At 66.7% G+C, this 25,660-nt stretch carries 29 protein-coding genes; 19 read left to right on the top strand and 10 right to left on the bottom strand.

Annotation, left to right across the window (positions count from 1 at the left end):
• Nucleotides 1-22 precede the first annotated feature (22 nt).
• From V5F74_RS00290 to rpsI, 3 genes are all read left to right on the top strand, one after another.
• Nucleotides 23-469, top strand: coding sequence for a PaaI family thioesterase (locus V5F74_RS00290; protein WP_029558450.1), 447 nt, complete (start codon nt 23-25; stop codon nt 467-469).
• A 198-nt stretch (nt 470-667) separates the two neighbouring features.
• The gene (gene rplM / locus V5F74_RS00285; protein WP_024279114.1) at nt 668-1,129 is read left to right on the top strand and encodes a 50S ribosomal protein L13; all 462 of its coding nucleotides are present in this window, start codon (nt 668-670) and stop codon (nt 1,127-1,129) included.
• 1 nt (nt 1,130) lies between these two features.
• Complete coding sequence (gene rpsI / locus V5F74_RS00280; RefSeq protein ID WP_038193505.1) at nt 1,131-1,610, top strand: 30S ribosomal protein S9; 480 nt, start codon at nt 1,131-1,133, stop codon at nt 1,608-1,610.
• Nucleotides 1,611-1,694: 84 nt separating this feature from the next.
• Here the strand turns inward: rpsI and V5F74_RS00275 are convergent, their stop codons facing one another.
• Both V5F74_RS00275 and V5F74_RS00270 read right to left on the bottom strand, forming a co-directional pair.
• Complete coding sequence (locus V5F74_RS00275; RefSeq protein WP_394005586.1) at nt 1,695-2,045, bottom strand: cupin domain-containing protein; 351 nt, start codon at nt 2,043-2,045, stop codon at nt 1,695-1,697.
• A 188-nt stretch (nt 2,046-2,233) separates the two neighbouring features.
• On the bottom strand, nt 2,234-2,566 hold the full coding sequence (locus V5F74_RS00270) for a hypothetical protein (protein ID WP_024279111.1): 333 nt from the start codon (nt 2,564-2,566) through the stop codon (nt 2,234-2,236).
• A gap of 174 nt (nt 2,567-2,740) precedes the next feature.
• Here V5F74_RS00270 and V5F74_RS00265 point away from each other — a divergent pair, with 174 nt between their 5' ends.
• Entirely contained in the window at nt 2,741-3,538 is a 798-nt protein-coding gene (locus V5F74_RS00265; RefSeq protein WP_394005583.1) for a histidine phosphatase family protein, read from the top strand.
• Nucleotides 3,539-3,640: 102 nt separating this feature from the next.
• On the opposite strand, the gene V5F74_RS00260 is transcribed toward V5F74_RS00265, so the two are convergent.
• Entirely contained in the window at nt 3,641-3,832 is a 192-nt protein-coding gene (locus V5F74_RS00260; protein ID WP_024279109.1) for a hypothetical protein, read from the bottom strand.
• A gap of 244 nt (nt 3,833-4,076) precedes the next feature.
• On the opposite strand from V5F74_RS00260, the gene V5F74_RS00255 reads away from it, so the two are divergent.
• Both V5F74_RS00255 and V5F74_RS00250 read left to right on the top strand, forming a co-directional pair.
• Complete coding sequence (locus tag V5F74_RS00255; protein WP_051679233.1) at nt 4,077-5,219, top strand: AI-2E family transporter; 1,143 nt, start codon at nt 4,077-4,079, stop codon at nt 5,217-5,219.
• Nucleotides 5,220-5,291: 72 nt separating this feature from the next.
• Nucleotides 5,292-6,779, top strand: coding sequence for a sensor domain-containing diguanylate cyclase (locus V5F74_RS00250; RefSeq protein WP_051679234.1), 1,488 nt, complete (start codon nt 5,292-5,294; stop codon nt 6,777-6,779).
• A 15-nt stretch (nt 6,780-6,794) separates the two neighbouring features.
• Here the strand turns inward: V5F74_RS00250 and V5F74_RS00245 are convergent, their stop codons facing one another.
• Together V5F74_RS00245 and parC are read right to left on the bottom strand one after the other, a co-directional pair.
• Nucleotides 6,795-8,591: a chloride channel protein gene (locus V5F74_RS00245; RefSeq protein WP_038193507.1), complete on the bottom strand. Its 1,797-nt coding sequence runs from the start codon at nt 8,589-8,591 to the stop codon at nt 6,795-6,797.
• 3 nt (nt 8,592-8,594) lie between these two features.
• On the bottom strand, nt 8,595-10,832 hold the full coding sequence (gene parC, locus V5F74_RS00240) for a DNA topoisomerase IV subunit A (RefSeq protein ID WP_029558457.1): 2,238 nt from the start codon (nt 10,830-10,832) through the stop codon (nt 8,595-8,597).
• A 293-nt stretch (nt 10,833-11,125) separates the two neighbouring features.
• Between parC and V5F74_RS00235 the strand changes: the two genes are divergently transcribed.
• Complete coding sequence (locus V5F74_RS00235) at nt 11,126-11,377, top strand: hypothetical protein (protein ID WP_156026397.1); 252 nt, start codon at nt 11,126-11,128, stop codon at nt 11,375-11,377.
• Here V5F74_RS00235 and recO read toward each other — a convergent pair.
• Complete coding sequence (gene recO, locus V5F74_RS00230; RefSeq protein ID WP_029558458.1) at nt 11,365-12,096, bottom strand: DNA repair protein RecO; 732 nt, start codon at nt 12,094-12,096, stop codon at nt 11,365-11,367. The genes V5F74_RS00235 and recO overlap by 13 nt on opposite strands.
• Before the next feature lie 125 nt (nt 12,097-12,221).
• On the opposite strand from recO, the gene V5F74_RS00225 reads away from it, so the two are divergent.
• The 12 genes from V5F74_RS00225 (at nt 12,222) to V5F74_RS00170 (ending at nt 22,171) form a co-directional block, all read left to right on the top strand.
• Nucleotides 12,222-12,536, top strand: a complete 315-nt coding sequence (locus tag V5F74_RS00225) for an FtsB family cell division protein (protein ID WP_029558459.1) — start codon at nt 12,222-12,224, stop codon at nt 12,534-12,536.
• A gap of 155 nt (nt 12,537-12,691) precedes the next feature.
• A complete protein-coding gene (gene pdhA, locus V5F74_RS00220; protein WP_374253950.1) occupies nt 12,692-13,708 on the top strand; it encodes a pyruvate dehydrogenase (acetyl-transferring) E1 component subunit alpha in 1,017 nt (338 codons plus the stop codon).
• 10 nt (nt 13,709-13,718) lie between these two features.
• A complete protein-coding gene (locus V5F74_RS00215; RefSeq protein WP_024279101.1) occupies nt 13,719-14,075 on the top strand; it encodes a hypothetical protein in 357 nt (118 codons plus the stop codon).
• Between the two features lie 5 nt (nt 14,076-14,080).
• Nucleotides 14,081-15,460, top strand: a complete 1,380-nt coding sequence (locus V5F74_RS00210) for a pyruvate dehydrogenase complex E1 component subunit beta (protein WP_029558460.1) — start codon at nt 14,081-14,083, stop codon at nt 15,458-15,460.
• Nucleotides 15,457-16,164 carry a methyltransferase gene (locus V5F74_RS00205; protein WP_051679235.1) on the top strand — a complete coding sequence of 236 codons (708 nt, stop codon included), beginning with the start codon at nt 15,457-15,459 and terminating at the stop codon, nt 16,162-16,164. Before V5F74_RS00210 ends, V5F74_RS00205 begins: the two co-directional genes overlap by 4 nt.
• A 30-nt stretch (nt 16,165-16,194) precedes the next feature.
• Nucleotides 16,195-17,559: a pyruvate dehydrogenase complex dihydrolipoamide acetyltransferase gene (locus V5F74_RS00200; RefSeq protein ID WP_029558462.1), complete on the top strand. Its 1,365-nt coding sequence runs from the start codon at nt 16,195-16,197 to the stop codon at nt 17,557-17,559.
• Nucleotides 17,560-17,706: 147 nt separating this feature from the next.
• Entirely contained in the window at nt 17,707-17,943 is a 237-nt protein-coding gene (locus V5F74_RS00195; RefSeq protein ID WP_024279097.1) for a YdcH family protein, read from the top strand.
• Between the two features lie 98 nt (nt 17,944-18,041).
• Nucleotides 18,042-18,677, top strand: a complete 636-nt coding sequence (locus tag V5F74_RS00190; protein WP_081837711.1) for a nucleoside 2-deoxyribosyltransferase — start codon at nt 18,042-18,044, stop codon at nt 18,675-18,677.
• Complete coding sequence (lpdA, locus tag V5F74_RS00185; protein ID WP_024279095.1) at nt 18,670-20,085, top strand: dihydrolipoyl dehydrogenase; 1,416 nt, start codon at nt 18,670-18,672, stop codon at nt 20,083-20,085. Before V5F74_RS00190 ends, lpdA begins: the two co-directional genes overlap by 8 nt.
• A gap of 269 nt (nt 20,086-20,354) precedes the next feature.
• Entirely contained in the window at nt 20,355-20,633 is a 279-nt protein-coding gene (locus V5F74_RS00180; RefSeq protein ID WP_029558464.1) for a GlsB/YeaQ/YmgE family stress response membrane protein, read from the top strand.
• Between the two features lie 124 nt (nt 20,634-20,757).
• Nucleotides 20,758-21,711, top strand: a complete 954-nt coding sequence (gene lipA / locus V5F74_RS00175; RefSeq protein ID WP_024279093.1) for a lipoyl synthase — start codon at nt 20,758-20,760, stop codon at nt 21,709-21,711.
• Nucleotide 21,712: 1 nt separating this feature from the next.
• Nucleotides 21,713-22,171 carry a type II toxin-antitoxin system RatA family toxin gene (locus V5F74_RS00170; RefSeq protein ID WP_024279092.1) on the top strand — a complete coding sequence of 153 codons (459 nt, stop codon included), beginning with the start codon at nt 21,713-21,715 and terminating at the stop codon, nt 22,169-22,171.
• On the opposite strand, the gene V5F74_RS00165 is transcribed toward V5F74_RS00170, so the two are convergent.
• The 4 genes from V5F74_RS00165 to V5F74_RS00150 all read right to left on the bottom strand — a co-directional run bounded on the left by V5F74_RS00165 (nt 22,153) and on the right by V5F74_RS00150 (nt 25,660).
• Nucleotides 22,153-22,566 carry a rhodanese-like domain-containing protein gene (locus V5F74_RS00165; protein WP_394005573.1) on the bottom strand — a complete coding sequence of 138 codons (414 nt, stop codon included), beginning with the start codon at nt 22,564-22,566 and terminating at the stop codon, nt 22,153-22,155. The genes V5F74_RS00170 and V5F74_RS00165 overlap by 19 nt on opposite strands.
• Before the next feature lie 70 nt (nt 22,567-22,636).
• Nucleotides 22,637-23,737, bottom strand: a complete 1,101-nt coding sequence (locus tag V5F74_RS00160; protein WP_394005571.1) for a branched-chain amino acid ABC transporter substrate-binding protein — start codon at nt 23,735-23,737, stop codon at nt 22,637-22,639.
• 239 nt (nt 23,738-23,976) lie between these two features.
• Nucleotides 23,977-25,077, bottom strand: a complete 1,101-nt coding sequence (locus tag V5F74_RS00155; protein WP_029558468.1) for a branched-chain amino acid ABC transporter substrate-binding protein — start codon at nt 25,075-25,077, stop codon at nt 23,977-23,979.
• 124 nt (nt 25,078-25,201) lie between these two features.
• Nucleotides 25,202-25,660, bottom strand: a complete 459-nt coding sequence (locus V5F74_RS00150) for a DUF6867 family protein (RefSeq protein ID WP_394005568.1) — start codon at nt 25,658-25,660, stop codon at nt 25,202-25,204.

Genomic DNA, 25,660 nt, shown 5'->3' with positions numbered 1-25,660 from the left:
GCAGGGACGGGGAATGGACGGGATGACTGCGGCGCGCGATGCGGTGATGACTGTGAAGGATCTGGAGACCTTCCTCGCGGCCGAATTCCCGCAAGCCTTCGGCCCGGGCCGAGCGCACCATGTGGAGTGCGTGGGCCTGAAGACCGCGACGGTGCGGCTCGATGCCGACGAGAGCCATCTGCGGCCGGGCGGCACCATTTCCGGTCCGGCCATGATGGCGCTGGCAGATGTGGCGGTCTATGTGGCGCTCCTGGCGCAGATCGGGCCCGTCGCGCTCGCGGTCACGACGAATCTTTCCATCAACTTCCTGCGCAAGCCGGCCCCGGGGCCGCTCTTCGGCGACGCCCGCATCATCAAGCTGGGCAAGCGTCTCGCGGTCGGGGAGGTGGGCATTCGGGGGCCGGGGGACGACGAACTGGTCGCTCACTGCGTCGCCACCTATTCGATCCCGGATCGGCCGAAGGCCTGATCGACGCCAAGGCAATGCGAAAACGCGGGAATTTTGATGGTGCTATTACACCATTTTTATAACCGTTTGTTTTCGCATATGTTTTGTCGCCTTGGATGCGTTGACGTGCGCGCTGTGCTCCTCTAGAAGCACCCCATCGTCGGACGCCGTTCGGTCCTCATGGGCTGGGCCGTCCGACTTCTCATTCGGAATGATCCCATGACGACGTATTCGGCCAAGCCCGCCGAAATCGAGAAGAAGTGGGTGGTGATCGACGCCAGCGGCCTTGTTGTCGGCCGGCTCGCGACCATCATCGCCATGCGCCTGAAGGGCAAGCACCTGCCCATCTACACCCCCCACGTGGATTGCGGCGACAACGTCGTCGTGGTCAACGCCGAGAAGGCGGTGTTCACGGGCCGCAAGAAGGACCAGAAGGTCTACTACCATCACACCGGCTATGCGGGCGGCATCAAGGAACGCACCGCGAAGTTCATTCTCGAGGGCCGCTTCCCGGAGCGCGTCATCGAGAAGGCGGTGGAGCGCATGCTCGCCCGCGGCCCGCTCGGCCGCAAGATCATGGGCAACCTGCGCGTCTACAAGGGCCCTGCCCACCCGCACGAGGCCCAGCAGCCGGTCGCCCTCGACGTGGCGGCTCTCAACCGCAAGAACGTGAGGAACTGACATGGCCGAGGTTCTCCAGTCCCTCGACGCTCTCGGCGCAGCGACCGTCTCGGCCCAGCCCGAAGCCCCCGTTCATGTCCAGAAGCTGGACAAGTTCGGCCGCGCCTATGCCACCGGCAAGCGCAAGGACGCCGTGGCCCGCGTGTGGGTTCGCCCCGGCACCGGCAAGATCACCGTCAATGACCGGGACATCGAGGTGTATTTCGCCCGTCCCGTGCTGCGCCTAATGATCAACCAGCCGTTCCAGGTCGCCGCCCGCGAAGGCCAGTACGACGTGGTCGCCACCGTTTCCGGCGGCGGTCTGTCCGGCCAGGCCGGCGCCCTGCGTCACGGCCTCTCCAAGGCGCTCACCTATTACGAGCCCGAGCTGCGCAGCCCCCTCAAGAAGGGCGGCTTCCTGACCCGCGACAGCCGCGTGGTCGAGCGCAAGAAGTACGGCCGCGCCAAGGCCCGCCGTTCGTTCCAGTTCTCGAAGCGCTGATCGCTTCGGTTCACGGTTCGAGGTTTCGAAAGCGGCGGGGATTTCCCCGCCGCTTTCTTTTTGGCTTCTCCGCTTCCCCGACGCTCAGTCGAACCACTCGTCCTCCGGGTCGAAGGCGGGGATCGGGATGTTCAGGATGCGCATGCGGCCGATGGCGCGATGCCGGCATCCGGGCCTGATGAAGATGGACGTGAGCGGCGAGACCGGCACGCGCTCGCCGTCGAGCTCCATCTCCCCTTCGCCTTCGAGGATCACGTAAATCTCGGTCATGTGCTTGTGGTAGTGCACCCGCGCATCCTCGGTGATGTCGGTGAGGTGCACGGTCGCCAGCTTGTTGTCGTCCGTCGCGAACGCGCGGCGTGCGAAACCGCAGGGGCAGGGCACGGCCGGGATCTCGTCCAGGTGAGAGATCATGTAGTTCGGCGCGGCGGTCATTGGCGGCTCCCTGAAGCACATGCCGTGCGGCTTAAGTTGCCGCTGGGGCTGCCGATGCAGCCTTCTGCCTCAGGGATACGTGGCGCCGTCCCTCGTCGTCAAACCCGGCGGCCGACGAACGCTCGGGTGCCGCAAACGGAAATGGCCGGGTTGAGGCCCGGCCATCGTCTCAAAAATCGCGATACGTCTCAGAAGCTCGGGGTGTCACCATCCAGCGGGCTCCACTGACCGTTGTTGGTCGGGTCGCCGGGAGGGCCGGAGCCGTAGCCGCCGGTGAGGTCGGGCGGGAACACGTAGTCTTCGTTGCGGTCGTCGCCGATCTTGACGTCCGGACGAATGGCGGGCCCGGGGCCGGGGTCGAGATAATTGCCCTGGGGGATGACAGGCAGCTGGATCACGCGGGGCGTCACCACGATGCGCTGCTGCGAGCTCTGGGCCACCGCCTGGACGCCGGCCATGGCGATGAGCGCGAGCAACACGCCGCCCGCCAGCCCATTCGTTCCCAAGCTCATCTCTGCCATTGCAGCGCCCCGCATCGGCCGGACCCCAAAATCTCCCGGCTGCCGCCTTGAAGCATGTTCGAGGCGGCGTGTGAAGGGGCTCGATCGGCGCTCGTGGCGCGCAAGGTCCGGCACCCGGTCACATGGCGAAGGCGGGTGGACTCGGCTAGCGTCGCCGTATTGGGAGAGGCAGTGATGCAAACGATCAAATCCCTCAAACGGACGGTCTTGGCCGGCGGCCTTGCGCTCGCGGCCGTGTTTTCCATCAGCCTTCTGTCGGCGCTGCCGGCAGCCGCGGTTCCGGCGCGGGTCATTCTCCTGCGGCACGGAGAGAAGGGCGGGCCGCTCCAGCTCTGCAGCGTCGGCCAGGAACGCGCCCGCGCCCTGGTGGATTATTACCTCGGCAAGAACGCCAAGAAGTCGCTCCTGCGGCCGGGAGAGGTGCCGACCGCGATCCTCGGGCTCTCGCTGCACACGCTGGAAACCATCTATCCGGTCGCCGATTCGTGGAAGCAGCCGGTCGTCTTCTATTCGGTGATGCCGGAGATGGTGGACGGCAAGCTGATCATCCGCCAAGACAAGCTCGCGGAGCGCAACCGGCAGGCGGTGCATGACGTGTTCACCAAGCCCGAATGGGCCGGCGGCACGCTGATCATGGACTGGGAACACGACCACATCGCCCGCCCGCGCCTCGATATCGAGCTGACGCCGGCGCAGCGGGCGAAGGTGCAGGAGAAGCACCCGGGCAGGCCGGTGCCCACCAAGGCCACGACCCTCTTCGATCTCATGGACCTCGCCGGCATCAAGATGCCGGACGACTGGCCGGGCGACACCTACGACTATTTCTGGATCATCGATTTCGATCAGCAGACCGGGCTGCCCTCGGCCTTCACCATGATCAAGCAGGAGTTCGGCCCGCCGTACGAGAACCTGCCCCAGAACGACTGGGGCACGCCCGAGAACATTTCCGCGTCCGCCGGCTGCACCAAGTGAAGCCGGCGGATTGCATGCTCGAGCCCCGACAGGCTGTGTGAACCGCGACAGCCCTGTCGCCTTCGAGCCAAGCCGGCGTCGGCTTGTCGTCGTCGGCAGGTCCTACTTCTTGACCTTCCGCAGCATCATCTCGATCGCAGTGACGGATTCCGACACGTTGAGCCAGTTTTCCGCCTGCTCGTCGTTCTTGAATTCCCGGCCGAGATTGATGGGTTCGTCGTGTCCTTCCACGTGAAGAAAACACGCCCACTTGCCGCTCGGCAGTTGCTCGACCGTAACCTTGTGGTCGGACATGCTGTGTCCTCGCCTTGTCCTTGTTGCTTCGGGGGCTACAGCCAGAACAGGCAGACCGTGGCCCTGAATCCACGATGCAATTGGCCTGCCATGCGGAAGAGGCAGGCGACTTGACGTAGCGTCCGTACCGCGACACCAAGGGCAAATGTCGGCTGGCTGCCATTGCAAGCCAGGCGCATAAGGGGTTCTCTCAGGCTAGGCTGGAGCGGGTTCTGTGGCAGGGAGAGTCCATCTGGACAGGATCATGGAACGACCCCACGACAGGCGTCAGGATCGCCCCCCCGCCAGGGACGGCAGCGAAACGTTCGGGCCCGTCCTTCAGCTGGCGCTGAGGTTCGGCACGCTGGCATTGCTGTTCGGCTGGTGCTTCACCATCGTCCAGCCGTTCCTGACCTCCATCCTGTGGGGGCTCATCATCGCCATCGCCTCCCACCCGCTGTTCCTCCGCCTGTGCGCGGCCCTCAAAGGCCGGACGGCGGCGGCCGCCACGCTTTTCGTCCTGCTCGCGCTGACCTTGCTGGTGCTGCCGGCGATGCTGCTGACCGACACCCTCGTGAACAGCCTGAAGCTTCTGGCCCACCACATGGCGGATGGCACGCTGCGCCTGCCGCCGCCGCCGGAGGCTGTCCGCGGCTGGTTTCTCGTGGGCGATCCGCTCTACAGCTTCTGGATGCTCGCCTCGACCAACCTCGATCAGGCGATCAGTTCGATCGCCTCCGAACTCACCTGGGCCGGCAAATGGATGCTCGGGTCGGCGACCGGTGTGCTGCTCGGGATACTGGAATTCATCGTCGCCATCTTCGTGGCCGCGGTTCTGATGGCCAATGCGACCAGCGGCCAGCGCATTGCGGGCGATGTCGTCACCCGCCTCGCCGGCTCCGGGGGGCTGGGCTATGCCGACCTCGCGGTGCGCACCATTCGCAGTGTCAGCAAGGGCATCATCGGCGTCGCGCTGATCCAGTCGCTGCTGGCGGGGCTGGGCTTTCTCGCCGCCGATATTCCGGCCGCGGGCCTGTTGGCGCTGCTCTGCCTCATCATCGCCATCGTGCAGTTGCCGCTGGCCATCGTTCTGGTGCCGGTGGCGATCTACGCCTTCACACTGCTTGATCCGGTGCCGGCGGTGATCTTCGCCGTCTGGTGCACGGGCGTCTCGCTCATAGAGCACGTCCTGCGTCCCATCATGCTGGGGCGCGGCGTGGACGTGCCGATGCTGGTGGTCTTCATCGGCGCGATCGGCGGGCTCCTGTCCTCCGGGGTGCTGGGCCTGTTCGTCGGCCCCGTGGTGCTGGCGCTGGGCTACACGCTCATCCTGCACTGGCTCGAGGCGGAGCCTGTCCGCTCCGCGGAGGTGGAGGAACGCCGCATCGAAAGGCCGGCTGCGGAATAAAAGTCGCGAAATGGTGATTCTGGCTGATAACGTGGCGGCTGGGATGGTATAGATGCGGCCCAGGTAAGGCTGATGGACAAGGTTCTCAAACACCTCTCCTCCGGCCGTCTGCTCCGGTTTGTCACGAGTGCACTCATCCTCGCCATCGTGGGGATGCAGTCCTTTGCTCTGTGGCGCTCCTACCAGGAAACTTGGCACGACGGCGAACGCTATACCGCGAACACAATCTCTGTGCTCGCGGGAGCGATCGAACGCGACTTCCTTCTGGTTGAATCCAGCCTGACCGGTCTCGCCGAAGCACTGCGCGAGCCGACGCTGATGGCGCTTCCTGCGGCGCTGCGGCAACGCGTCCTGTTTCGCCGTGCGGGCGATGCCAATGATTTCGGTGTCATGCTCGTGCTGGATGCGCAGGGCAATGTCCTGTTCGACGATTCCGAAGAGGACCTGAGCGGCATCAATTTCGCCGATCGGGACTACTTTCGTGTGCAGAGGGACAACCCGAACGCCGGCGTCTACGTCAGCCGGCCCTTCCTGTCCCGGCTCTCGAGCCCCGAGCGTGCCATTGGAATCAGCCGGCGGATAAATGGATCGGACGGGTCATTCGCGGGTGTCGTGGTGGCCTCTATTCGCCTCGTCTATTTCCAGCAGATGTTCGAGCGGGTGAAGCTGCCGCCCGGCGGCATCGTCCGGCTGACCCGGACCGACGGCACCGTCGTCCTGCGCTACCCCTCTACCGATGGCCGGGGCAATGCGGGAGATGAGGTGACGCCCGACGTCCTCCAGCGGCAGGCGTCAGCGATGCCGGACGACTGGAGGGTGGAAACATCACAGATCGATGGCCAGCGCAGGTTCCTGCGGACTGTGTTGGTCAAGGGGTATCCGCTCTCCGTGACCGTTGGCGTTTCAGCGCGCCAGCAGTTCGGCGGGTGGTATCTGCGAGCAGCCATCACTCTTGCGCTCACGCTCACGATATCGCTGCTGCTGGCGCTGACCGTCGCGGCGCTCTCCACCTCCCTGCGCCGCAGCCGGGAGATGGAGCGCCAGCTGGAGCGGATGGCCATTACGGACTCCCTCACCGGCCTGCCCAACCGACGGGCGCTCGACCTCACGCTGGAGGTGGAAATGCTGCGCTCCCGGCGTGAGCAGCGTGAGCTTGCTGTGCTGATGATCGATATCGACCACTTCAAGCGGGTGAACGACACGCACGGCCACGCCATGGGCGACGCCGTGCTCGCCGAGGTCGCCCACCGCGTCCAGCGTGCGGCGTGCCGGCCGGGGGATTTCGTCTGTCGCTATGGCGGGGAGGAATTTGTCGTCGTCCTGCCGGAGACGCCGTCGGCGGGGGCGGAGCTGGTGGCCGAGCGCATTCGGGCGGGCGTCGCGGCCAACGCTATCGTGACCCATGGTTTGGCCATCGAAATCACGGTCAGCGTCGGCATCGCCGTCCAGAGGGCGGACGACGGGCCGGGGGAGTTGATCGCACGGAGCGATACCGCCCTCTATACGGCGAAGAGGGCCGGACGAAACCGCGTGGCCCGGCTGGAGGCTTTTGCCGCCTGAGGCCGGTCTGGCGCGTCAGTCTTCCGCGCCGAGGCCCCGCCGTGCCCGCTCCAGCTCGGCGGCATAGCGCTTCAGGACGTGGGATTCGCCCAACAGCCCCAGGAGATGGCGGTTGTCGCGGTCGTCCACCACCGCGAGGTCTTCCGCCTTTGCGGCGTCGAAGGCGAGGGCGGCTTCCTTGACGTTCATGGCCGGGAGCAAGATGTGGTCGCGTTGGGTCGCCAACCCCGACACCGCCGTTTCGCCGGGCTCCAGACTGGCGTAGGCCTCGGACAGGCGCAGCAGCCCGCCATAGCCGCCGGCCGCGTCCACCAGCACGACGATGCGGGTTGAGCCCAGCGCGTAGCGGGCGCGCAGGGCGTCCAGGGTGCCATCCTGCGGGAAAGTGGGGAAGTCGGTGCGCATCATCTTGGCCACCGTCAGGTCGCGCATCCAGCCCACGTCCTGCGCACCGCGGATGGTTTCGCCGCGCAAATGCAGGCGCCAGGTGGAGAAGGAGTAGCCGAACGTTTCCCGCACGGTCAGGGAGGTGACGACCGCCGCCGCCATCACGAAGCCGGAGAGGGAGATGTCCCGCGTCATCTCCAGCACGAGGAAGCTCATGGTGAGCGGCCCGCCGATGACGCCCACCGCCAGCGCGCCCATGCCGACCACTGCCGCCACTGACGGGTCGAGGTGGAAGCCCGGGAAGGCGACGGCCAGCAGCCCGCCATAGAGCTTGCCCATCAGAGCGCCGAGGAACAGCGAGGCGAAGAACAGGCCGCCGCGGAAGCCGGAGCCGATGGAGAGGGCGGAGGCGAGGATCTTCAGGCCGAACACGATGGCGACGGACGCCGTCACCGCGCTGCCCACCTGGGTATGGAGCGCGCCGTGGCCATCGGAGAGCACCTGCGGGCTGTAGAGCGCCAGCGCACCGATGCCTATGCCGGCCACCATGGGCCGCAGCGGCGCGGGAATGCGGCTCATGCCGAACAGCGTCTCCACCGTCGTCACGAGCCGCATGATGACGATGGCGACCGCCGCAGCGGCGAGGCCGAGGAAGAGGATTGGCAGGATGTCCACCGGCCCGAGGTTCGGGTCGAGGGGCATGTGCAGCGGCTCCACATGGGCGCCGAGCAGCCGCGCCGTCATCACCGCCGAGACCGTCCCGGCGAGCACCGGAGCCGCCGCGGGGATGGAATAGGAGCCGATGACGATCTCGAAGCCGTAGAAGGCGCCCATCAGCGGCGCATCAAACGCCGCGCCGATGCCCGCCGCAGCGCCCGCGCCCACGAGAATGCGCAGATCGTTGCGCCGGAGCTTGAAGGTCAGCCCCAGCCGGGAAGCGATGCCCGAGCCGATCTGCGAATAGCCGGCCTCAAGCCCCAGCGATGCGCCGAAGCCGTTGGACACCATGGTCTGCAGGGCGACGATGATGCTGTCGGTGAGCGACATGCGCCCGCCATGCAGCGCATTCGCCTCGATGGGGTCGACGAAAGGGTGCCTGCGCCAGCGCTTCAGCGCCAGGGCGATCACGCCCATCGCCGCGCCGCCCACGGCTGGGACGAGGATCAGCCAGGGCGAGGCGAGGGCAGGGGAGGAGGACAGTCGCTCGCCCGGTGCCAGCCAGTAGAGAACCTCATGCATCCACTGGGTGGTGGCGCTCATGAGGCTGGCCGCAACCCCGGCCAGCACGCCCATGACGGCGGCGATGAGGACGAGCGAGGTCTCCCGCGCCCGGACGATGGACTGCGCCTGATCGACGAGGCGCCGGAGCGCCGCCCGTTCGTCAAGAGCCGGTGCGCGCCCGGTCTCGGGGGAGGGCGCGTCCATGCCTCAGCCGAACGTGTTGGTGCGGGGGAACCCCTTGGGCGGCAGGCGGCCCGCCGAAGCGCGCTCGCCCTGCCACTCGATGAGATCGGTGACCGTCCAGGTCCGCCCGGAGGTGTCCTCCCAGGTCAGGCCGGTGGCCATGGGGAACACCTTGAGGTCGCTGAGGCCGCCGTCCTTGTAGCGTTGCAGGCGCACGCCGCGGCCGCGCGACATCTCGGGAATCTGGTTCAGCGGGAAGACCAGCATCTTGCGGTTCTCGCCGATCACCGCGACCCAGTCGCCATCGACGAAGCGCACCGCCAGCGCGGCGTCCGGCGGGTCGGTGACGAGCACCTGCTTGCCCTTGCGGGTATTGGCGAGGCAATCGTCCTCCGGCACCACGAAGCCGCGGCCCTGCTTCGACGCCACCAGCAGCTTCCGCCCGGCCTGATAGGCGAAGACGGAGACGATCTCCGCCTCCTGCTCAAGATCGATCATCAGGCGCACCGGCTCTCCATGGCCGCGCCCGCCGGGGAGCTTGGAGGCATCCAGCGTGTAGAACCGGCCGTTGGAGGCGAACACCATGACCTTGGAGGTGGTCTCCGCGAAGAAGGCGTGGCCGTGGCTGTCGTCGCCCTTGAACTGCAGGTTCGAGACGTCAGCCACATGGCCCTTCAGCGCGCGGATCCAGCCCTTGGCGGAGACGACGACGGTGATCGGCTCACGCTCCACCAGCGCCTCGGTGAAGGCGTCCTCGTGCACGGTCGGCGCGGCGGCAAAGGTGGTGCGGCGCCGGCCCAGTTCGGTCTCGGGGCCGTAGGTCTTGCGGGTCTCGCGGATTTCCTTGGAAATCGCCTTCCACTGGGCCGTCTCGGAGGCGACGAGGCGGTTGAGCCCGTCCTGCTCCTTGGAAAGGACGTCGTGCTCCTTGCGGATTTCCATCTCTTCCAGGCGGCGCAAGGAGCGCAGCCGCATGTTGAGGATGGCTTCCGCCTGAACGTCCGTCAGCTCGAAGGTCTGCATCAGCGAGACCTTCGGCTCGTCCTCCTCGCGGATGATGCGGATCACCTCGTCGAGGTTGAGATAGGCGATGAGGTAGCCGCCCAGCACCTCAAGCCGGTGGGCAATCTGGTCGAGCCGGTAGCGCGAGCGGCGGAGCAGCACGTCGCGGCGGTGGTCCAGCCACTCGCGCAGCGCCTCCGCCAGCGACAGCACCTTGGGGATCTGGCCCTTGACCAGTACGTTCATGTTGAGCGGAATGCGCGCCTCAAGCTCGGTGAGCTTGAAGAGGCTCTCCATGAGCACCTCGGCATCCACGGTGCGGGTGCGCGGCTCCAGCACCAGGCGGATGTCCTCGGCGCTCTCGTCACGAACGTCGGCGAGCAGCGGCAGCTTTTTGTCGGTGAGCAGCTCGGCGATCTTCTCCACGAGACGGGATTTGGCGACGCCGTAGGGGATCTCCGTCACCACCACCACATAGCCGCCGCGGCCGGTGTCCTCCTTCTCCCAGCGCGCGCGGACCCGGAACGAGCCGCGGCCGGTCGCATAGGCCTCCGCCACGCCGACCGGGTCCTCCACCAGCACGCCGCCGGTGGGGAAGTCCGGGCCGGGCACGAACTTCAGCAGGTCGAACGCGAGCGCGTCCGGATGGTCGATGAGGTGGAGCGCGGCATCCAGCAACTCCGCCGCATTGTGGGGCGGGATGGAGGTGGCCATGCCCACGGCGATGCCTTGCGAGCCGTTCGCCAGTAGGTTCGGGAAGGCGGCGGGCAGGACTGCCGGCTCTTCCTCCGACCCGTCATAGGTCGGGCGGAAATCCACCGCGTCCTCGTCGATGCCATCCAGCAGCAGCCGGGCGGTCTCGGTGAGGCGGGCCTCGGTGTATCGCATGGCGGCGGCGTTATCGCCGTCCACATTGCCGAAATTGCCCTGGCCATCCACCAGCGGATACCGCTGGGCGAAGTCCTGGGCGAGGCGCACCAGCGCGTCATAGACCGACTGGTCGCCGTGCGGGTGGAACTTGCCGATGACGTCGCCGACCACGCGGGCGGACTTCTTGAAGCCCTGCCCGGGATCCAGCCGCAACTGTCGCATGGCGTGGAGGATGCGCCGGTGGACAGGCTTCAGTCCGTCGCGCGCGTCGGGCAGCGCGCGGTGCATGATGGTCGAGAGGGCGTACGCGAGGTAGCGCTCTTCCAGCGCCTCCTTCAGCGTAACTTTCTCGATGTTCCCGTCGCCGGGCGGAAGTGTGCGGGTGGCCATGCCCCGCAGTACCTCGCGCGCAGGCGCGCGACAAGCCCGCGCCACCGGCCCGGCCGCGTCCGGTCCCCTGCGATCCGCAGCCGCGCAAGCCGCGATCTCGCCGCAAGACTGAATGGATCGTCAAGTCTGGGGCGTGCTGCTGCGTAATACGGCACGCATGTACCGGAGAAGGCCATAATCTGCGGCAAAGCACGCGCTTAAGATGTCACTCCCGGAACAAAATCCCGCCCCTGCGACGTTTCAGCATCGATCCGCGAACATTTCTCTACGTTCGCGTCAAGAGGAGAAGGTCCATGAAGATTGCAACTCTTGCGGCGGGGGGAGTCGTTGCGTTGGCGCTTCTTGGTACGGCCCCTTCTGCATCGGCCGGATCACTTGCCGGTAGCGCGGGAAGTTTTGCCGGCGCCGCCCATGAACAGGCGAAGGTCGAGGATGTGCGCTGGGTCCGGCGCTGCTGGCAGGTGCGCCGCTGGTGGAATGGCCGCCCCCATTGGGTGACGCGCTGCCGCAACGTCTGGGTGGCGCCCCGTTACTACCGCTGGTGATCGGCGCTTCGCCGCCACGATGCCAGGAACGCCGCGCGGGCTTCGGAAAAGCCGAGCCCGCGTGGCTCCAAAGCCCGCACCAGCAGGAAATGGCCGGTGATCGCCAGCGCCGATTCTACGTCCTCGCTGGCGGGTGGTGTGCCGGTCCGGAGAAAGGGCGGCAGGGGAAAGAGGCGATCCTTGTAGGGCGCCCCGGCTTCGCGGCAAACCGCCCGCCCGCTCTTCGGCGAGACATAGATGAGATCGTCGCGCTGGCCGGTTGCCGCGCACGTCTCCAATTCCAATCCGAATCCCAGCTCCGACAGCATGGCCAGCTCAAACCGCGCCACCAGCATACCGGCCGTGTCTGCCTCGCTGAACGCATCGAGAATGGCCCCGAGAGTGAGGAAAAGCTCCTCGTGGGGATCTCTCTCCGGCAGCAGGTGAAGCAATTGCGCCATGTGGGTGAACCCGAAGGCCGCATGGGGCGCCTCCATCAGCATCCCGGCGCGGACGACTGAGGCCTCCAGAGCATAATTGCCCATGTGCTCATCCAGTCGGGCACGCCATGTGGCGCTGACCGAATTGCCGGGCTGGAGGACGGGTGCAAGCCGGCGCGATCCACCACCCCGCACCATGCCGAGATGACGGCCGCGATGGCGCGTCAGCAACTCGACGATGGCATTGCCTTCGCCGTGCCGCCTGACCCCAAGCACGATACCCTCGTCCGTCCACTCCAACGATGTCCGCTCCCGTGTGGCGTTTCCTTCCCCCAGTTGAGGCGCGGACGGCTCCGGGCGCAACTCCGGCGCTCCGGCACGCCAGCCTTAACAGGGCGGAAACCTAAAATCGGCAGGATGCGCCCATGCAAAGCCGCTCGCGCCTCCAGACCATCCTTGCGACGCTCGCTCTCCACGTGGGGGCTGCGGCGCTTATCGGATACTTCGCCTATCATGCCTATATCGGCGACCACGGGCTCCTCGCGCGTCGCAACTACGAGCAGGAAACCAAGGCACTCGAATCCGAGCTCGCCGGCCTCAAGGCGCAGCGGCAGGCGATAGAGAACAAGGTGTCCCTTCTCGCCCCCAGCCAGCTCGATCCGGACCTGCTGGACGAGGAGGCGCGGCGGCAGTTGAACTTCATAAATACCAAAGATCTTGTGCTGCTTCGCACCAAATGAACTATAAACTGGTTCATGAGGCATTTGAACCATATTCAAGTTCAACCCTTGATCCATAAGAGTTTGCAACGTGTTGCGTTGCAGCATCGAAAATTTCCCGCTTTCAGGTGGCTCGGCTGTGCGTTAGAGAGGCGCAGTTCCAGAGCTTCCTGAGGATGCCGATGGCCGCCAAGAAGACTTCCCCCCGGACCGCCGTGCCGTCCGGCCCGGTACCCTTCACCAAGGATCAGGACCTCGAAGCCTATCGCGAGATGCTGCTCATCCGCCGCTTCGAGGAGAAGGCCGGCCAGATGTACGGCATGGGCCTCATCGGCGGCTTCTGCCACCTCTATATCGGCCAGGAAGCCGTCGTCGTCGGCATGCAGATGGCGATGAAACCGGGCGATCAGGTCATCACCGGCTACCGTGACCACGGCCACATGCTGTCCACCGGCATGGATGCCAGGGGCGTCATGGCCGAGCTGACCGGCCGCCGCGGCGGCCTGTCCAAGGGCAAGGGCGGCTCGATGCACATGTTCAGCATCGAGAAGCAGTTCTTCGGTGGCCACGGCATCGTCGGCGCGCAGGTGTCGCTGGGTACCGGCCTCGCCTTCGCCGACCGCTACCGGGAGAACGGCAACGTCTCCGTCACCTATTTCGGCGACGGCGCGGCCAACCAGGGCCAGGTCTACGAGAGCTTCAACATGGCCGAGCTGTGGAAGCTGCCGGTCGTGTACGTAATCGAGAACAACAAGTACGCCATGGGCACCGCGGTCTCCCGCGCCTCCGCCCAGCAGGACTTCTCCAAGCGCGGCACCTCCTTCAACATCCCCGGCGAGCAGGTGGATGGCATGGACGTGCAGGCGGTGAAGGCTGCTGGCGAACGGGCCCTCGCCTTCGCCCGTGAGGGCAACGGCCCCTACATCCTCGAGATGCAGACCTACCGCTATCGCGGCCACTCCATGTCGGACCCGGCAAAGTACCGGTCCAAGGAGGAGGTGCAGAAGATGCGGACCGAGCACGATCCCATCGAGCAGGTGCGCACCCGTCTCCTCGACGGCCACAAGGTGACCGAAGACGATCTCAAGAAGATCGATGCCGACGTCCGCGAGATCGTCAACGCGGCTGCCGACTTCGCCAGCAGCGATCCGGAGCCCGATGTCGCCGAGCTCTACACGGACATCCTGCGCTGAGGCCCGGCTCGTGGCCGAACTCTTCCATGTGATCGCCGGGGCGGCGCTGCTGGCCGCCATCGGCGCCTGGGTCGTCGCCGTGCGCGGCGGCCGCTCCGCCCTCGCCGCCGAGCGGGCGGCGGGGCGCCCCGTCGGCACCGGGAGCTACCTTCTGCTGGCGCTCTGGCCCTTCGCAGTCGGCCGCTCCGGCGCCGCCGAGGATGCGGACCGGGTGCGCTCCGGCAAGGCGGCCATCGCCTTCTTCGTTTCCGTGACCATCGCGATCGCGGCCATCTCCGCCTACACCAACCTCACCTTCAAGCGCGATCACGCGGCCCCGGCCGGCGCCACGCCGTCCGTCCCCGCTCCCGCGCCGAGCAAGAGCTGACAGCCATGGCCATCGAAGTCCTCATGCCGGCCCTGTCTCCCACCATGGAGAAGGGCAACCTCACCAAGTGGGTGAAAAAGGAAGGTGACACGGTCAAGTCCGGCGACGTGCTCGCCGAGATCGAGACCGACAAGGCCACCATGGAGGTGGAGGCCGTCGACGAGGGCATCCTCGGCAAGATCCTGGTGCCGGAAGGCGCGCAGGACGTGGCGGTGAACACGCCCATCGCGACCATCCTGGCCGAAGGCGAGGACGCGAGCGCCGCCCCCGCTCCCGCCGCCAAGGCCGCCGAGAGCGCACCGCCTCCGGTCGCTGCGGCGCCCGTCTCTCCGGCCCCTTCGGCTGTCGCGGCTCCGCCGCAGGTGACCGTGCAGCCCGATCCGGAAGTGCCGGCCGGCACCGAGTTCGTGACCCAGACGGTCCGCGAGGCCCTGCGTGACGCCATGGCCGAGGAGATGCGCCGCGACGGCGATGTCTTCGTCATGGGCGAGGAAGTGGCTGAGTATCAGGGTGCCTATAAGATCACCCAGGGCCTGCTGCAGGAATTCGGCGCCCGCCGCGTGATCGATACTCCGATCACCGAGCACGGCTTTGCCGGTGTCGGCGTCGGCGCGGCCATGGCGGGACTGAAGCCCATCGTGGAGTTCATGACCTTCAACTTCGCCATGCAGGCGATCGACCAGATCATCAACTCCGCCGCCAAGACGCTCTACATGTCCGGCGGTCAGGTCCACTGCTCCATCGTGTTCCGCGGCCCCAACGGCGCCGCTGCCCGCGTCGCCGCCCAGCACAGCCAGGATTACACCGCCTGGTACTCCAACGTGCCCGGCCTGAAGGTGATCGCGCCCTATTCGGCCGCCGATGCCAAGGGCCTGCTGAAGGCCGCCATCCGCGACCCCAACCCCATCATTTTCCTTGAGAACGAGATCCTTTACGGCCACTCGTTCGAGGTGCCGAAGCTCGACGATTACGTCCTGCCCATCGGCAAGGCGCGGATCGCGCGGTCGGGCAAGGATGTGACGATCGTCTCCTTCTCCATCGGCATGACCTATGCCCTTAAGGCGGCAGAGGAACTGGCGAAGCAGGGCATCGACGCCGAGGTCATCGACCTGCGCACCATCCGCCCCATGGACGTGGATGCCATCGTCGCCTCGGTGAAGAAGACCGGCCGCTGCGTCACGGTGGAAGAGGGCTGGCCGCAGTCCGGCATCGGCGCCGAGATCGCAGCCCAGCTCATGGACAAGGCCTTTGATTTCCTTGACGCTCCGGTCCTACGCGTCACCGGCAAGGACGTGCCGATGCCGTATGCCGCGAACCTCGAAAAGCTGGCGCTGCCGTCGGTTGCGGAGGTGATCGAGGCGGTCAAGGCGGTGACCTACAAATGACCGCCGGAAAGAGGTCGGAGACCGCTCCGACCACCTATTACGATCTCGATCACGTGGCGCGCCACGTGCAGCAGGGACAGCACCGCGAAGTCATCGGCGGCCTCTGGGAAGAGGTCGGCCGGCTGCAGCGGGATTTCCTTGTGAAGCAGGGGCTTAAGCCGCACCACCGGCTGGTGGACATCGGCTGCGGCAGCCTGCGCGGCGGGGTCAAGTTCGTCGCTTATCTCGATGCCGACCGGTATTACGGGATCGACCTCAGCGGCGACCTGCTGGAGGCGGGCTACGCCCAGGAGATCGTCCCGGCCGGGCTCGACGCCAAGCTGCCGCGCGACAACCTGAGTGTGTCTGACAGCTTCGATATCGGTGGGTTCGGTGTGCAGTTTGACATGGGTATCGCCCAGTCAGTCTTCAGTCACCTGCCGATGCCGTATCTGGTCGACTGCCTCGCCCGGATCGCCCCCCATTTCGTGCCCGGAGGTATCTTCTTCGTGACCTGCTTCCTCGTGCCCGACGGCAAGTTCGGGCAGCAGGTAAAGCAGGGCAAGGGTGGGGTGGTGACGTTCCCGGACAAGGACCCGTACCACTATACCCAGGCACAGCTTTCCACGGCGCTCGCCGGCGATCCCAATTGGGAGATGAAGATCATCGGCGACTGGTCCCATCCCCGCCAGCAGCAGATGCTCGCCTTCGTCCGGCGTCGCTGAGGGTTTTTGTCTTTTCGAAAGGCCAAGAAGATGCCCATCGAAATCCTGATGCCGGCCCTGTCTCCCACCATGGAGAAGGGCAACCTCGCCAAGTGGCTCAAGAAGGAAGGCGACACGGTCAAGTCCGGCGACGTGCTGGCCGAGATCGAGACCGACAAGGCCACCATGGAAGTCGAGTCCATCGACGAGGGTGTGCTTGCCAAGATCCTGGTGCCGGAAGGCGCGCAGGACGTGCCGGTGAACCAGCTCATCGCCATCCTCGCCGGCGAGGGTGAGGACGTGGCGACCGCTGCCGCCGGCAAGGGCGCTGCCGCCCCGGCCCCCGCCGCGGCTCCCGCGCCTGCCGCTGCTGCGCCTGCCGCGAGCCCGGCGCCTGCGGCCGCGCCCGCTCCTGTGGCGGCTGCGTCGGCCCCGGCGTCGAACGGGCAGGGCGGTCGTGTGTTCGCCTCGCCGCTCGCCCGCCGGATCGCCAAGGACAAGGGCATCGACCTTGGCAGCCTGTCGGGCTCCGGCCCGCATGGCCGCATCGTCGCCCGCGACCTGGAAGGTGCACAGCCCGGCGCGAAGCCGGCCGCGGCGCCCGCCCCGGCTGCGGCTGCTGCGGCCCCTGCGGCTGCGGCTCCCGCGCCCAAGGCGACGGCTGCTCTCACAGGTCCCACCGCGGATCAGGTGAAGGCCATGTTCGAGGCCGGCACCTACGAGGAAGTGCAGCTCGACGGCATGCGCAAGACCATCGCGCGCCGTCTGGTGGAGAGCGAGCAGCTCACCCCGCACTTCTACCTGACGGTGGATTGCGACCTCGACGACCTCATGGCCCTGCGCGAGCAGGTCAATTCCAATGCGTCGAAGGACAAGGACGGCAAGCCGTCCTACCGCGTCTCGGTCAACGACTTCATCATCAAGGCGCTGGCGCTGGCGCTCCAGAAGGTGCCGGCGGCCAATGCCGTGTGGGCCGAGGATCGCATCCTGCGCATGAAGCACTCGGACGTGGGCGTTGCGGTCGCCATCGACGGCGGCCTCTATGCCCCCATCGTAAAGAAGGCCGAGCAGAAGACCCTTTCCACCATCTCCAACGAGATGCGGGATCTGGCCGCCCGCGCCCGCACCAAGAAGCTGAAGCCGGAGGAATATTCCGGCGGCTCCACCTCCGTGTCGAACCTCGGCATGATGGGGATGCGCAACTTCACCGCCATCATCAACGCGCCGCAGTCCTCCATCCTCGCGGTGGGTGCCTCGGAGCAGCGGGCCGTGGTGAAGGGCGGCGAGGTGAAGATCGTCACCCAGATGACCGTCACCATGACCTGCGACCACCGGGTGATGGACGGCGCGCTTGGCGCCGAACTCCTCAGCGCGTTCAAGGGCTTCATCGAGAAGCCCATGGCGATGCTGGTCTGAGGTCGCAGCTGACGCGACTTCGCTGGCGCGAGGCCTGCGCCTCCGCCGGCCGGACCGGGCTGCGGCAGATCAAATCCTGCCGCAGCGGAGCAGTGTAGCTGCGGGGCAGCGGCGCCCGGCGCCGTTCGACCCCAGAAAGGAACAACAATGAGCCACACGCCCCACGAGCTCGCCGCCGACTTCCCGGAATATGCCGAGAAGATCCAGGCGCTGAAGCTCTCCGATGCTCATTTCGCCAAGCTCCACGAGGCCTATCACGAGGTGAACCGTCAGGTGCACCGGGCCGAGACCGACGTGGAGCCCACGGGCGACGAGGAGATGGAAGCCATGCGCCGCGAGCGCATGCGCCTCAAGGATGAGCTTTTCGCCATCCTGACCAAGTGAGGGGCTGAGGGGGCAGGGTTCCCGCCCCGGTGCAGCCTGACCCCTCTCCCGCTTGCGGGGGAGGGATCGAACGGGGAACGGAAGGACAAGCCCACCCGATGAAGCTCTATCTCGCCGGCCCGGAGGTGTTCCTCGACGATGCGCGCGAGATCGGCCGGCGCAAGGTGGAGCTGTGCGCCCGCCACGGGTTCACGGGCCTGTTTCCCCTCGATGGCGAGATCGCCCTTGATGCGGCGGGCGGAATTTCCGCCACCGCGATCTTCTGCGCCAATGTGAACATGATGCGGACCGCCGACGCGGTGCTCGCCAACCTCACGCCCTTTCGCGGCATCAGTGCCGATCCCGGCACCGCATTCGAGGTGGGTTTCGCCTTCGCCCTCGGCAAGCCGGTGGCGGCCTATTCCAATCATCCCGGCGAGCTGAAGCACCGCGCCCGCGCCACCATCGGCGCCGCGCTGGAGGGGCCGGACAGCCTGATGGCGGATGGCCTCCATGTGGAGGACTTCGGCCATTTCGACAATCTCATGCTGGCCGAGGCGCTCCATGCCTGCTGCCTGCCGGTGATCCAGGCCGACGCCCCGGCCGAGGACCCCTTCCGCGACCTTTCCCTGTTCGAGGAGGCGCTTTTGCGCCTCGCCGAAGCCCACGCCGGCGGCCGCCTCGGGACGCCCCGATCCCCATCACGACCAGAGCCCGCCGCAACAGCGCGCGGCGAGGAGACCTTCCATGGCTGATACCTACGACATCATCGTCATCGGCGGCGGGCCGGGCGGCTATGTGGCCGCCATCCGCGCGGCGCAGCTCGGCTTCAAGACCGCGGTGGTGGAGAAGAGCCACCTCGGCGGCATCTGCCTGAACTGGGGCTGCATCCCCACCAAGGCGCTGCTGCGGTCCGCCGAGATCTACCACTACATGGAGCACGCCAAGGACTACGGCCTCTCCGCCGAGAAGATCGGCTTCGATGCGGCGGCCGTGGTGAAGCGCTCGCGCGGCGTCTCCTCCCAGCTCGCCACGGGCGTCGGCTTCCTGCTCAACAAGAACAAGGTGGACGTGATCTGGGGCAAGGCCACCTTCACCGCCCCCGGCAAGCTCAAGGTCGAGGCCAGCCCGAACCCGCCCAAGAACGCCAAGGGCGGCGGCGACTACACCGCCAAGCACATCATCGTCGCCACCGGCGCCCGCCCGCGCGCCCTGCCGGGCCTTGAGCCCGACAAGAAGCTGATCTGGACCTATTTCGAGGCCATGGTGCCCGAGAAGATGCCCAAGAGCCTGCTGGTCATGGGCTCCGGCGCCATCGGCATCGAGTTCGCCTCCTTCTACCGCACCATGGGCGTGGACGTGACCGTGGTGGAGGTGCTGCCGCAGATCCTGCCCGTCGAGGACGAGGAAATCGCTGCCATCGCCCGCAAGCGCTTCGAGAAGCTGGGCATGAAGATCATGTCCGGCGCCAAGGTCACGGGCGTGACCAAGCACGCGGACAGCCTCACCGCCCATGTGGAGGATTCCAAGGGCGCCAAGCACGACATCACCGTGGACCGGATGATCTCGGCCGTAGGCGTGGTGGGCAATGTGGAGGGCCTCGGACTGGAGGCCATCGGCGTGAAGATCGAGCGCGGCATCATCGTCGCCGACGGCTATGGCCGCACCAGCGTGCCCGGCGTCTATGCCATCGGCGACATCGCCGGCCCGCCCATGCTGGCGCACAAGGCCGAGCATGAGGGCGTGATCTGCGTCGAGACCATCAAGGGTCTCCATACGCACCCCATGGACAAGCTGAAGATCCCCGGCTGCACCTATTGCACGCCGCAGATCGCCTCCGTGGGTCTCACCGAGAAGAAGGCCAAGGAGGCCGGCCGCGAGATCAAGGTCGGCCGCTTCCCCTTCATCGGCAACGGCAAGGCCATCGCCCTCGGCGAGCCGGACGGCCTCGTGAAGACCATCTTCGATGCCAAGACCGGCGAACTGCTCGGCGCCCACATGGTGGGCGCGGAAGTGACCGAGCTGATCCAGGGCTTCGTCATCGCCATGAACCTCGAGACCACCGAGGAAGACCTCATCCACGCCGTGTTCCCGCACCCGACCCTGTCCGAGATGATGCACGAGAGCGTCATGGCGGCCTACGGGCGCGCGATCCACGTGTGAGGGAGCGTATCCCGGCCGAGCGCAACGGCACGTGAGTGCCGAGGAGCGAGAGCCGGGATCCAGCGCAAGGACTTCGCCGAAGGCGGCTCTTTCCTGCCGCCCACGCTTGTGTCCGCTGCGCGGGAGTCTTGCGCTGGACCCCGGCTCGGCGCTCCGGCTGCGCCGTCGCTGGTCCGGGGAACCGGAGCGGTACCGCTCGCCACGCGGAGCCGTTGGCGGCATGATCCAGACGCGCCCGCGCTTCTGTGGGCGTGTCCAAGGGGGCCATCATGGACCAGCAGACCTACGCGTTCCTGAGCCAGCCGGGTGTCGGCTTCTTCTCGCTCATCATCATCGGCATCATCGCCGGCTGGGTGGCGGAGCGGGTGACGGCCAGCAATCACGGCCTGCTGACGAACCTCCTCGTCGGCGTGGCCGGCGCCTTCATCGGCGACAAGCTGGCCGGCGTGCTGAACGTGCCGGTGCACGGCTTCTTCCGCACGCTGATTGCCGCCATCGGCGGCGCCATCATCCTGCTGTGGGTGTGGCGGGCGATCAGGTCGCGCTGACGAACGGCCCACGCCGGGGTATGCCGGCCCTGCGGCGGCCTCCCTTCCGGGGCGCCGCGCAGGATATTATGTTGCAGGATCGCAGGCGCCGTCATGGCGACCTGCCGGGTATGGAAGTTCGCACATGGTCACGGTGATCGACACGCGGGAACGGCCCCGCCATCCGGAGAAGGCGCATCGGCCGGAAACCGAGGTGCTGCGCAAGCCGGAGTGGATCCGGGTGAAGGCGCCGGGCTCGGCCGGCTGGTCGAAGACCGCCGGCATCGTGAAGGAGCATGGCCTCGTCACCGTGTGCGAGGAGGCGGGCTGCCCCAACATCGGTGAGTGCTGGGAAAAGAAGCACGCCACCTTCATGATCATGGGCGACACCTGCACCCGCGCCTGCGCCTTCTGCAACGTGCGCACCGGCCTGCCCGATGCCCTCGACCGCGACGAGCCGCAGAAGGTGGCGGATTCCATCGCCAAGCTCGGCCTCTCCCACGCCGTCATCACCTCGGTGGACCGCGACGACCTCGCCGACGGCGGTGCCGAGCATTTCGCCCGCACCATCGCCGCCATCCGCAAGGCGAGCCCGAAGACGACCATCGAGATCCTCACCCCCGACTTCCTGCGCAAGGACGGGGCGCTGGAGGTGGTGGTCGCGGCGCGGCCGGACGTGTTCAACCACAATCTGGAGACGGTGCCCTCGCGCTACCTCTCCGTTCGTCCGGGCGCGCGCTATTTCCATTCCCTGCGCCTGCTGCAGAAGGTGAAGGAGCTGGACCCGTCCATCTTCACCAAGTCCGGCATCATGGTCGGCCTCGGCGAGGAGCGGCCGGAAGTGCTCCAGCTCATGGACGACCTGCGCTCGGCGGATGTGGATTTCATCACCATCGGCCAGTATCTCCAGCCCACCCGCAAGCACCACAAGGTGGAGCGCTTCGTGACGCCGGACGAGTTCAAGGCCTATGAGACGGTGGCCTACGCCAAGGGCTTCCTGATGGTCTCGGCGAGCCCGCTCACCCGCTCGTCCCACCACGCGGGCGACGATTTCGAGAAGCTGCGCGCCAACCGCGCGGCGCGGCTCGGACGGGCCTGACGTGCCCTCTTTCTCCAACAGCCGGCGCGTCAGGCATTCCGCCGCAGACATGTTCGACCTGGTGGCGGACGTGGAGCACTATCCCGAGTTCGTGCCGCTCTGCCAGGCGCTGCGCGTGAAGCGGCGCACCAAGTCGGACGAGGGCGTGGAAATCCTCGTGGCGGACATGACGGTCGCCTACAAGCTCATCCGCGAGACATTCACCTCGCGCGTGACGCTGGACCGGCCCCGCCTCGTCATCCACGTGGAATATCTCGACGGCCCCTTCAGCCGCCTCGACAACCGCTGGGAGTTCGTGCCCCAGGGCGACGGCGCGTGCGACGTGAAGTTCTTCATCTCCTACGAATTCCGCTCGCGCACGCTGGGCATGCTCATGGGCGCCATGTTCGATGCCGCCTTCCGCCGCTTCGCCGATGCCTTCGAGAAGCGGGCGGACGAGGTCTACAGGACGGTCGGGTAGGCGGACGGCGCCTCCAACGGCGCACCGGCCTCGCGCAACGCCTTGAAGCCACCTTCCACATGGGACACCGGCTTCAGCCCCATGTCCTGCGCCGTTGCAGCCGAGAGCGCGGAGCGCCAGCCGCCGGCGCAGAAGAAGACGAACGCCCGGTCCTCGCCGAACACCGGCTTGAAATAGGGGCTTTCCGGGTCGATCCAGAATTCCAGCATGCCGCGCGGGCAATGGAAGGCGCCCGGCAAGCGGCCCTCGCGCTCCAGCTCGCGCGGGTCGCGCAGGTCCACCAGCAGCGCACCCTCGCCGGCGCGGCGCAGCGCCTCCTGCGGCGTCACCGTCTCCACCTTCGCATTCGCCTCGGCGAGGAGGGCCTTGTAGCCGCGGGTGATGGTCTGGGGCATGGGGGGTCCTCCGTCTAAGTCCCGCACGACGTGCTCCCCTCTCCCGCGAGGGGAGAAGGGAGCAGGCGGCCTACAGCTCGCTGTAGCCGCCGTCCTTCCACTCATAGACCACGAAGTCGGGCTTGGTGATATCGCCCTTCTTGTCGAAGGAGAGCGGGCCGAGCACCGTCTGGAAGGTCATGCCGGTGTGGATCTGCGCGGCCACCTTCTGCGGATCGAGGGATTTCGCCGCCTCGGCCGCCTGCTTGATGACCTGCATGGCAGCATAGGAATAGAGCACGTAGCCCTCGGCATCGATGCCCTTCGCGGTCATGGCTGCCACGATGCCCTTGGCCGCCGGGTTCTTGCGCGGATCGGGACCGAAGGTCATCAGCGTGCCGGTGCCGCCGGTGCCGGCGATGGACCAGAATTCCTTGTCGGCCAGCGCGTCGCCGCCCATCAGCACGGTCTTCAGGCCCTGGTCGCGCATCTGGCGGACGATCAGACCGGCCTCGGGGTGCAGGCCGCCGTAGTAGATCACGTCGACGCCGGCCGCCTTCATCTTGGAGACGAGGGCCGAATAGTCCTTCTCGCCGGGGTTGATGCCCTCATACATCACTTCCTTCACGCCGGCCTTGTTGAGGGCCTTCTGCGTCTCGTCGGCGAGGCCTTTTCCGTAGGGCGACTTGTCGTGGACGATGGCGATCTTGCCGGTCTTGAACTTCTCGGCGAGGAAGGCGCCCGCCACCGGCCCCTGCTGGTCGTCGCGGCCGGCAGTGCGGAACGTGTTCCACAGCTTGCGCTCGGTGTAGGCGGGATTGGTGGAGGCGGGGCTGATCTGCAGCACGCCAGCATCGGCATAATCCGATGACGCGGCGATGGAGATGCCGGAATTGACGTGGCCGATGACGAAGGTCGCGCCGTCGGTGATGAGCTTGTTGGCCGCCGCCACACCCTGCTCGGGTTTGCCGCCGTCGTCGGCCACCAGAAGCTCGATCTTCTGCCCGTTGATGCCGCCGGCGGCGTTGATGTCGTTCACCGCCTGCTCGACGCCGGTTTTCATCTGCGCGCCGAAGGCGGCGATGGAGCCGGTGAGCGGCCCGGCGGCCGCGATCTTCACATCCGCCCGCGCGGCGGGCGCGAGGGCGAGGCCGGCGCAGACGGCAAGCGCGGCGAAGGAAAGCCTGTTCATCCCGATCCCCTCGAAATGAGTGTGAAAGTCTGGCGCGGGGCCGTTGATCCGGCCTTCGCACGCCGGGCTTCGGGCGCATGGGACGCGCCTTGCCCTTGTGGCAGCATGATTGCCAAAGCGGGGTCCGAAGACAAGCGCGCCACGGCACGGCGCGATGCCGAAGTTTGGCTCAAACGAAGAAGCCTGCGCCGGGGGGCGCAGGCTTCGGATTATTCACGCGTCGATTGAAGTACAGGGCATCACAGCTCGCTGTAGGTGCCGTCCTTCCAGACGTAGACCACGTAGTCGAGCTTGGTGATGTCGCCCTTCTTGTCGAAGGTGAGCGGGCCGAGCACGGTGTCGAACTTCATGCCCGAGTGGATCTTCTCGGCCACCTTCTTGGGGTCGAGGGACTTGGCCGCCTCGGCCGCCTGCTTGATGACCTGCACGCCGGCGTAGGAGTAGAGCACGTAGCCCTCGGGATCGATGCCCTTGGCCTTGAACTTGTCCACGATGGCCTTGGCCGCCGGGTTCTTGCGCGGGTCCGGACCGAAGGTGGTCAGGGTGCCGGTGGCGCCGTCGCCGGCGATGGACCAGAACTCCTTGTCGATCATGCCGTCGCCGCCCATGAGGACGGTCTTCATGCCCTGGTCGCGCATCTGGCGCACGATGAGGCCGGCTTCCGGATAGAGGCCGCCGAAATAGACGAGGTCGGCACCGGTCGCCTTGATCTTGGAGACGAGCGCCGAATAGTCCTTCTCCTTCGGGTTGATGCCCTCGTAGAGAACTTCCTTCATGCCGCCCTTGTTGAGGGCCTTCTGGGTCTCGTCGGCGAGGCCCTTGCCGTAGGGCGTCTTGTCGTGGACGACGGCGATCTTCTTGCCCTTGAAGTTCTTCAGGATGTAGGCGCCGGCCACCGCGCCCTGCTGGTCGTCGCGACCGCAGGTGCGGAAGGTGTTCCACATCTTGCGCTCGGTGAAGGTCGGGTTGGTGGAGGCGGGGCTGATCTGCAGCACGCCGGCCTCTTCATAGTCCTGTGAGGTCGGGATCGAGACGCCGGAATTGTAGTGTCCGATGACGAACTTGGCGCCGTCGGTGATCAGCTTGTTGGCCGCCGACTTCCCCTGCTCCGGCTTGCCGCCGTCGTCACCCACCAGGAACTCGATCTTCTGGCCGAGGATGCCGCCGGAGGCGTTGATGTCGACGATGGCCTGCTCGGTGCCGTTCTTCAGCTGGGCGCCCACGGCGGCGAGATCGCCGGTGATGGGGCCGGCGACGGCGATCTTCACCTGCGCCTGGGCCGGCGCCGCCAGGGCGAGGCCGGCGCCGAGCGCCAGCGACGCCATCAAAAGCTTCTTCATGCCTTGTCTCCCCTTCTGCACCCTGCCGGCGTCACGACCGGCCGGGGTGAATCCGTTGGCGGCGCATTGTGCCGCAATCACGGGTCGAGTCGATCCCTCTCATGAGGGCAACCGCGCCCGCCGTTCAGTCTCCGTCAGGCCGGCGCGGACGCCATGCCACATGGCCCTCGCGCTCGTACATCCAGCCGTATTGCACCGTCATCTGCCGCTGCCGCATGGCACGGAAGCCGAGCGTCGCGATGGAGGCGAGCAGCACGAATTCCACCACCAGCGGCTCCAGATCGAACAGCATCGCCTGGAACAGCGCGAAGTGGCAGAAGCGCACCGCGCAAGCGAGCAAGGCGCAATAGGCGACGAGATGGACGTAGGATTCCCAGGAGCGCGCCACCGCCTTGCCGGTGAGCCACGCCGCCCCGCCGCCGAGGAACAGCGTCACCAGCAGGAAATCGCCCAGCGAGGCGCCGATCAACTCATGGGGCCAGATGAACAGCGCCGCCAGCAGCACCACCAAGGCCACCAGCGGACCGATGAGCATGGGGGAGGTGATGCGGCCGGGATCGCGCGCGGCGTCGTGTGCGGTCAC

It is taken from the genome of Xanthobacter aminoxidans, assembly GCF_043193615.1.
Taxonomy (GTDB): domain Bacteria; phylum Pseudomonadota; class Alphaproteobacteria; order Rhizobiales; family Xanthobacteraceae; genus Xanthobacter; species Xanthobacter aminoxidans.
Note: the sequence above shows the minus strand (reverse complement) of the source record. Positions and strands in the feature narration are given on the sequence as shown.

Coding starts and splice junctions, on each gene's coding strand:
- V5F74_RS00160 (WP_394005571.1), bottom strand. CDS start 23,737: ATGAACAGGCTTTCCTTCGCCGCGCTTGCCGTCTGCGCCGGCCTCGCC.
- V5F74_RS00270 (WP_024279111.1), bottom strand. CDS start 2,566: ATGGCAGAGATGAGCTTGGGAACGAATGGGCTGGCGGGCGGCGTGTTG.
- V5F74_RS00260 (WP_024279109.1), bottom strand. CDS start 3,832: ATGTCCGACCACAAGGTTACGGTCGAGCAACTGCCGAGCGGCAAGTGG.
- V5F74_RS00275 (WP_394005586.1), bottom strand. CDS start 2,045: ATGACCGCCGCGCCGAACTACATGATCTCTCACCTGGACGAGATCCCG.
- parC (WP_029558457.1), bottom strand. CDS start 10,832: ATGGCCACCCGCACACTTCCGCCCGGCGACGGGAACATCGAGAAAGTT.
- V5F74_RS00290 (WP_029558450.1), top strand. CDS start 23: ATGACTGCGGCGCGCGATGCGGTGATGACTGTGAAGGATCTGGAGACC.
- V5F74_RS00225 (WP_029558459.1), top strand. CDS start 12,222: ATGCAAAGCCGCTCGCGCCTCCAGACCATCCTTGCGACGCTCGCTCTC.
- rplM (WP_024279114.1), top strand. CDS start 668: ATGACGACGTATTCGGCCAAGCCCGCCGAAATCGAGAAGAAGTGGGTG.
- V5F74_RS00190 (WP_081837711.1), top strand. CDS start 18,042: ATGAAGCTCTATCTCGCCGGCCCGGAGGTGTTCCTCGACGATGCGCGC.
- V5F74_RS00245 (WP_038193507.1), bottom strand. CDS start 8,591: ATGGACGCGCCCTCCCCCGAGACCGGGCGCGCACCGGCTCTTGACGAA.
- lpdA (WP_024279095.1), top strand. CDS start 18,670: ATGGCTGATACCTACGACATCATCGTCATCGGCGGCGGGCCGGGCGGC.
- lipA (WP_024279093.1), top strand. CDS start 20,758: ATGGTCACGGTGATCGACACGCGGGAACGGCCCCGCCATCCGGAGAAG.
- V5F74_RS00155 (WP_029558468.1), bottom strand. CDS start 25,077: ATGAAGAAGCTTTTGATGGCGTCGCTGGCGCTCGGCGCCGGCCTCGCC.
- V5F74_RS00250 (WP_051679234.1), top strand. CDS start 5,292: ATGGACAAGGTTCTCAAACACCTCTCCTCCGGCCGTCTGCTCCGGTTT.
- V5F74_RS00195 (WP_024279097.1), top strand. CDS start 17,707: ATGAGCCACACGCCCCACGAGCTCGCCGCCGACTTCCCGGAATATGCC.
- V5F74_RS00265 (WP_394005583.1), top strand. CDS start 2,741: ATGCAAACGATCAAATCCCTCAAACGGACGGTCTTGGCCGGCGGCCTT.
- rpsI (WP_038193505.1), top strand. CDS start 1,131: ATGGCCGAGGTTCTCCAGTCCCTCGACGCTCTCGGCGCAGCGACCGTC.
- V5F74_RS00200 (WP_029558462.1), top strand. CDS start 16,195: ATGCCCATCGAAATCCTGATGCCGGCCCTGTCTCCCACCATGGAGAAG.
- V5F74_RS00210 (WP_029558460.1), top strand. CDS start 14,081: ATGGCCATCGAAGTCCTCATGCCGGCCCTGTCTCCCACCATGGAGAAG.
- V5F74_RS00235 (WP_156026397.1), top strand. CDS start 11,126: ATGAAGATTGCAACTCTTGCGGCGGGGGGAGTCGTTGCGTTGGCGCTT.
- V5F74_RS00180 (WP_029558464.1), top strand. CDS start 20,355: ATGGACCAGCAGACCTACGCGTTCCTGAGCCAGCCGGGTGTCGGCTTC.
- pdhA (WP_374253950.1), top strand. CDS start 12,692: ATGCCGATGGCCGCCAAGAAGACTTCCCCCCGGACCGCCGTGCCGTCC.
- V5F74_RS00205 (WP_051679235.1), top strand. CDS start 15,457: ATGACCGCCGGAAAGAGGTCGGAGACCGCTCCGACCACCTATTACGAT.
- V5F74_RS00255 (WP_051679233.1), top strand. CDS start 4,077: ATGGAACGACCCCACGACAGGCGTCAGGATCGCCCCCCCGCCAGGGAC.
- V5F74_RS00165 (WP_394005573.1), bottom strand. CDS start 22,566: ATGCCCCAGACCATCACCCGCGGCTACAAGGCCCTCCTCGCCGAGGCG.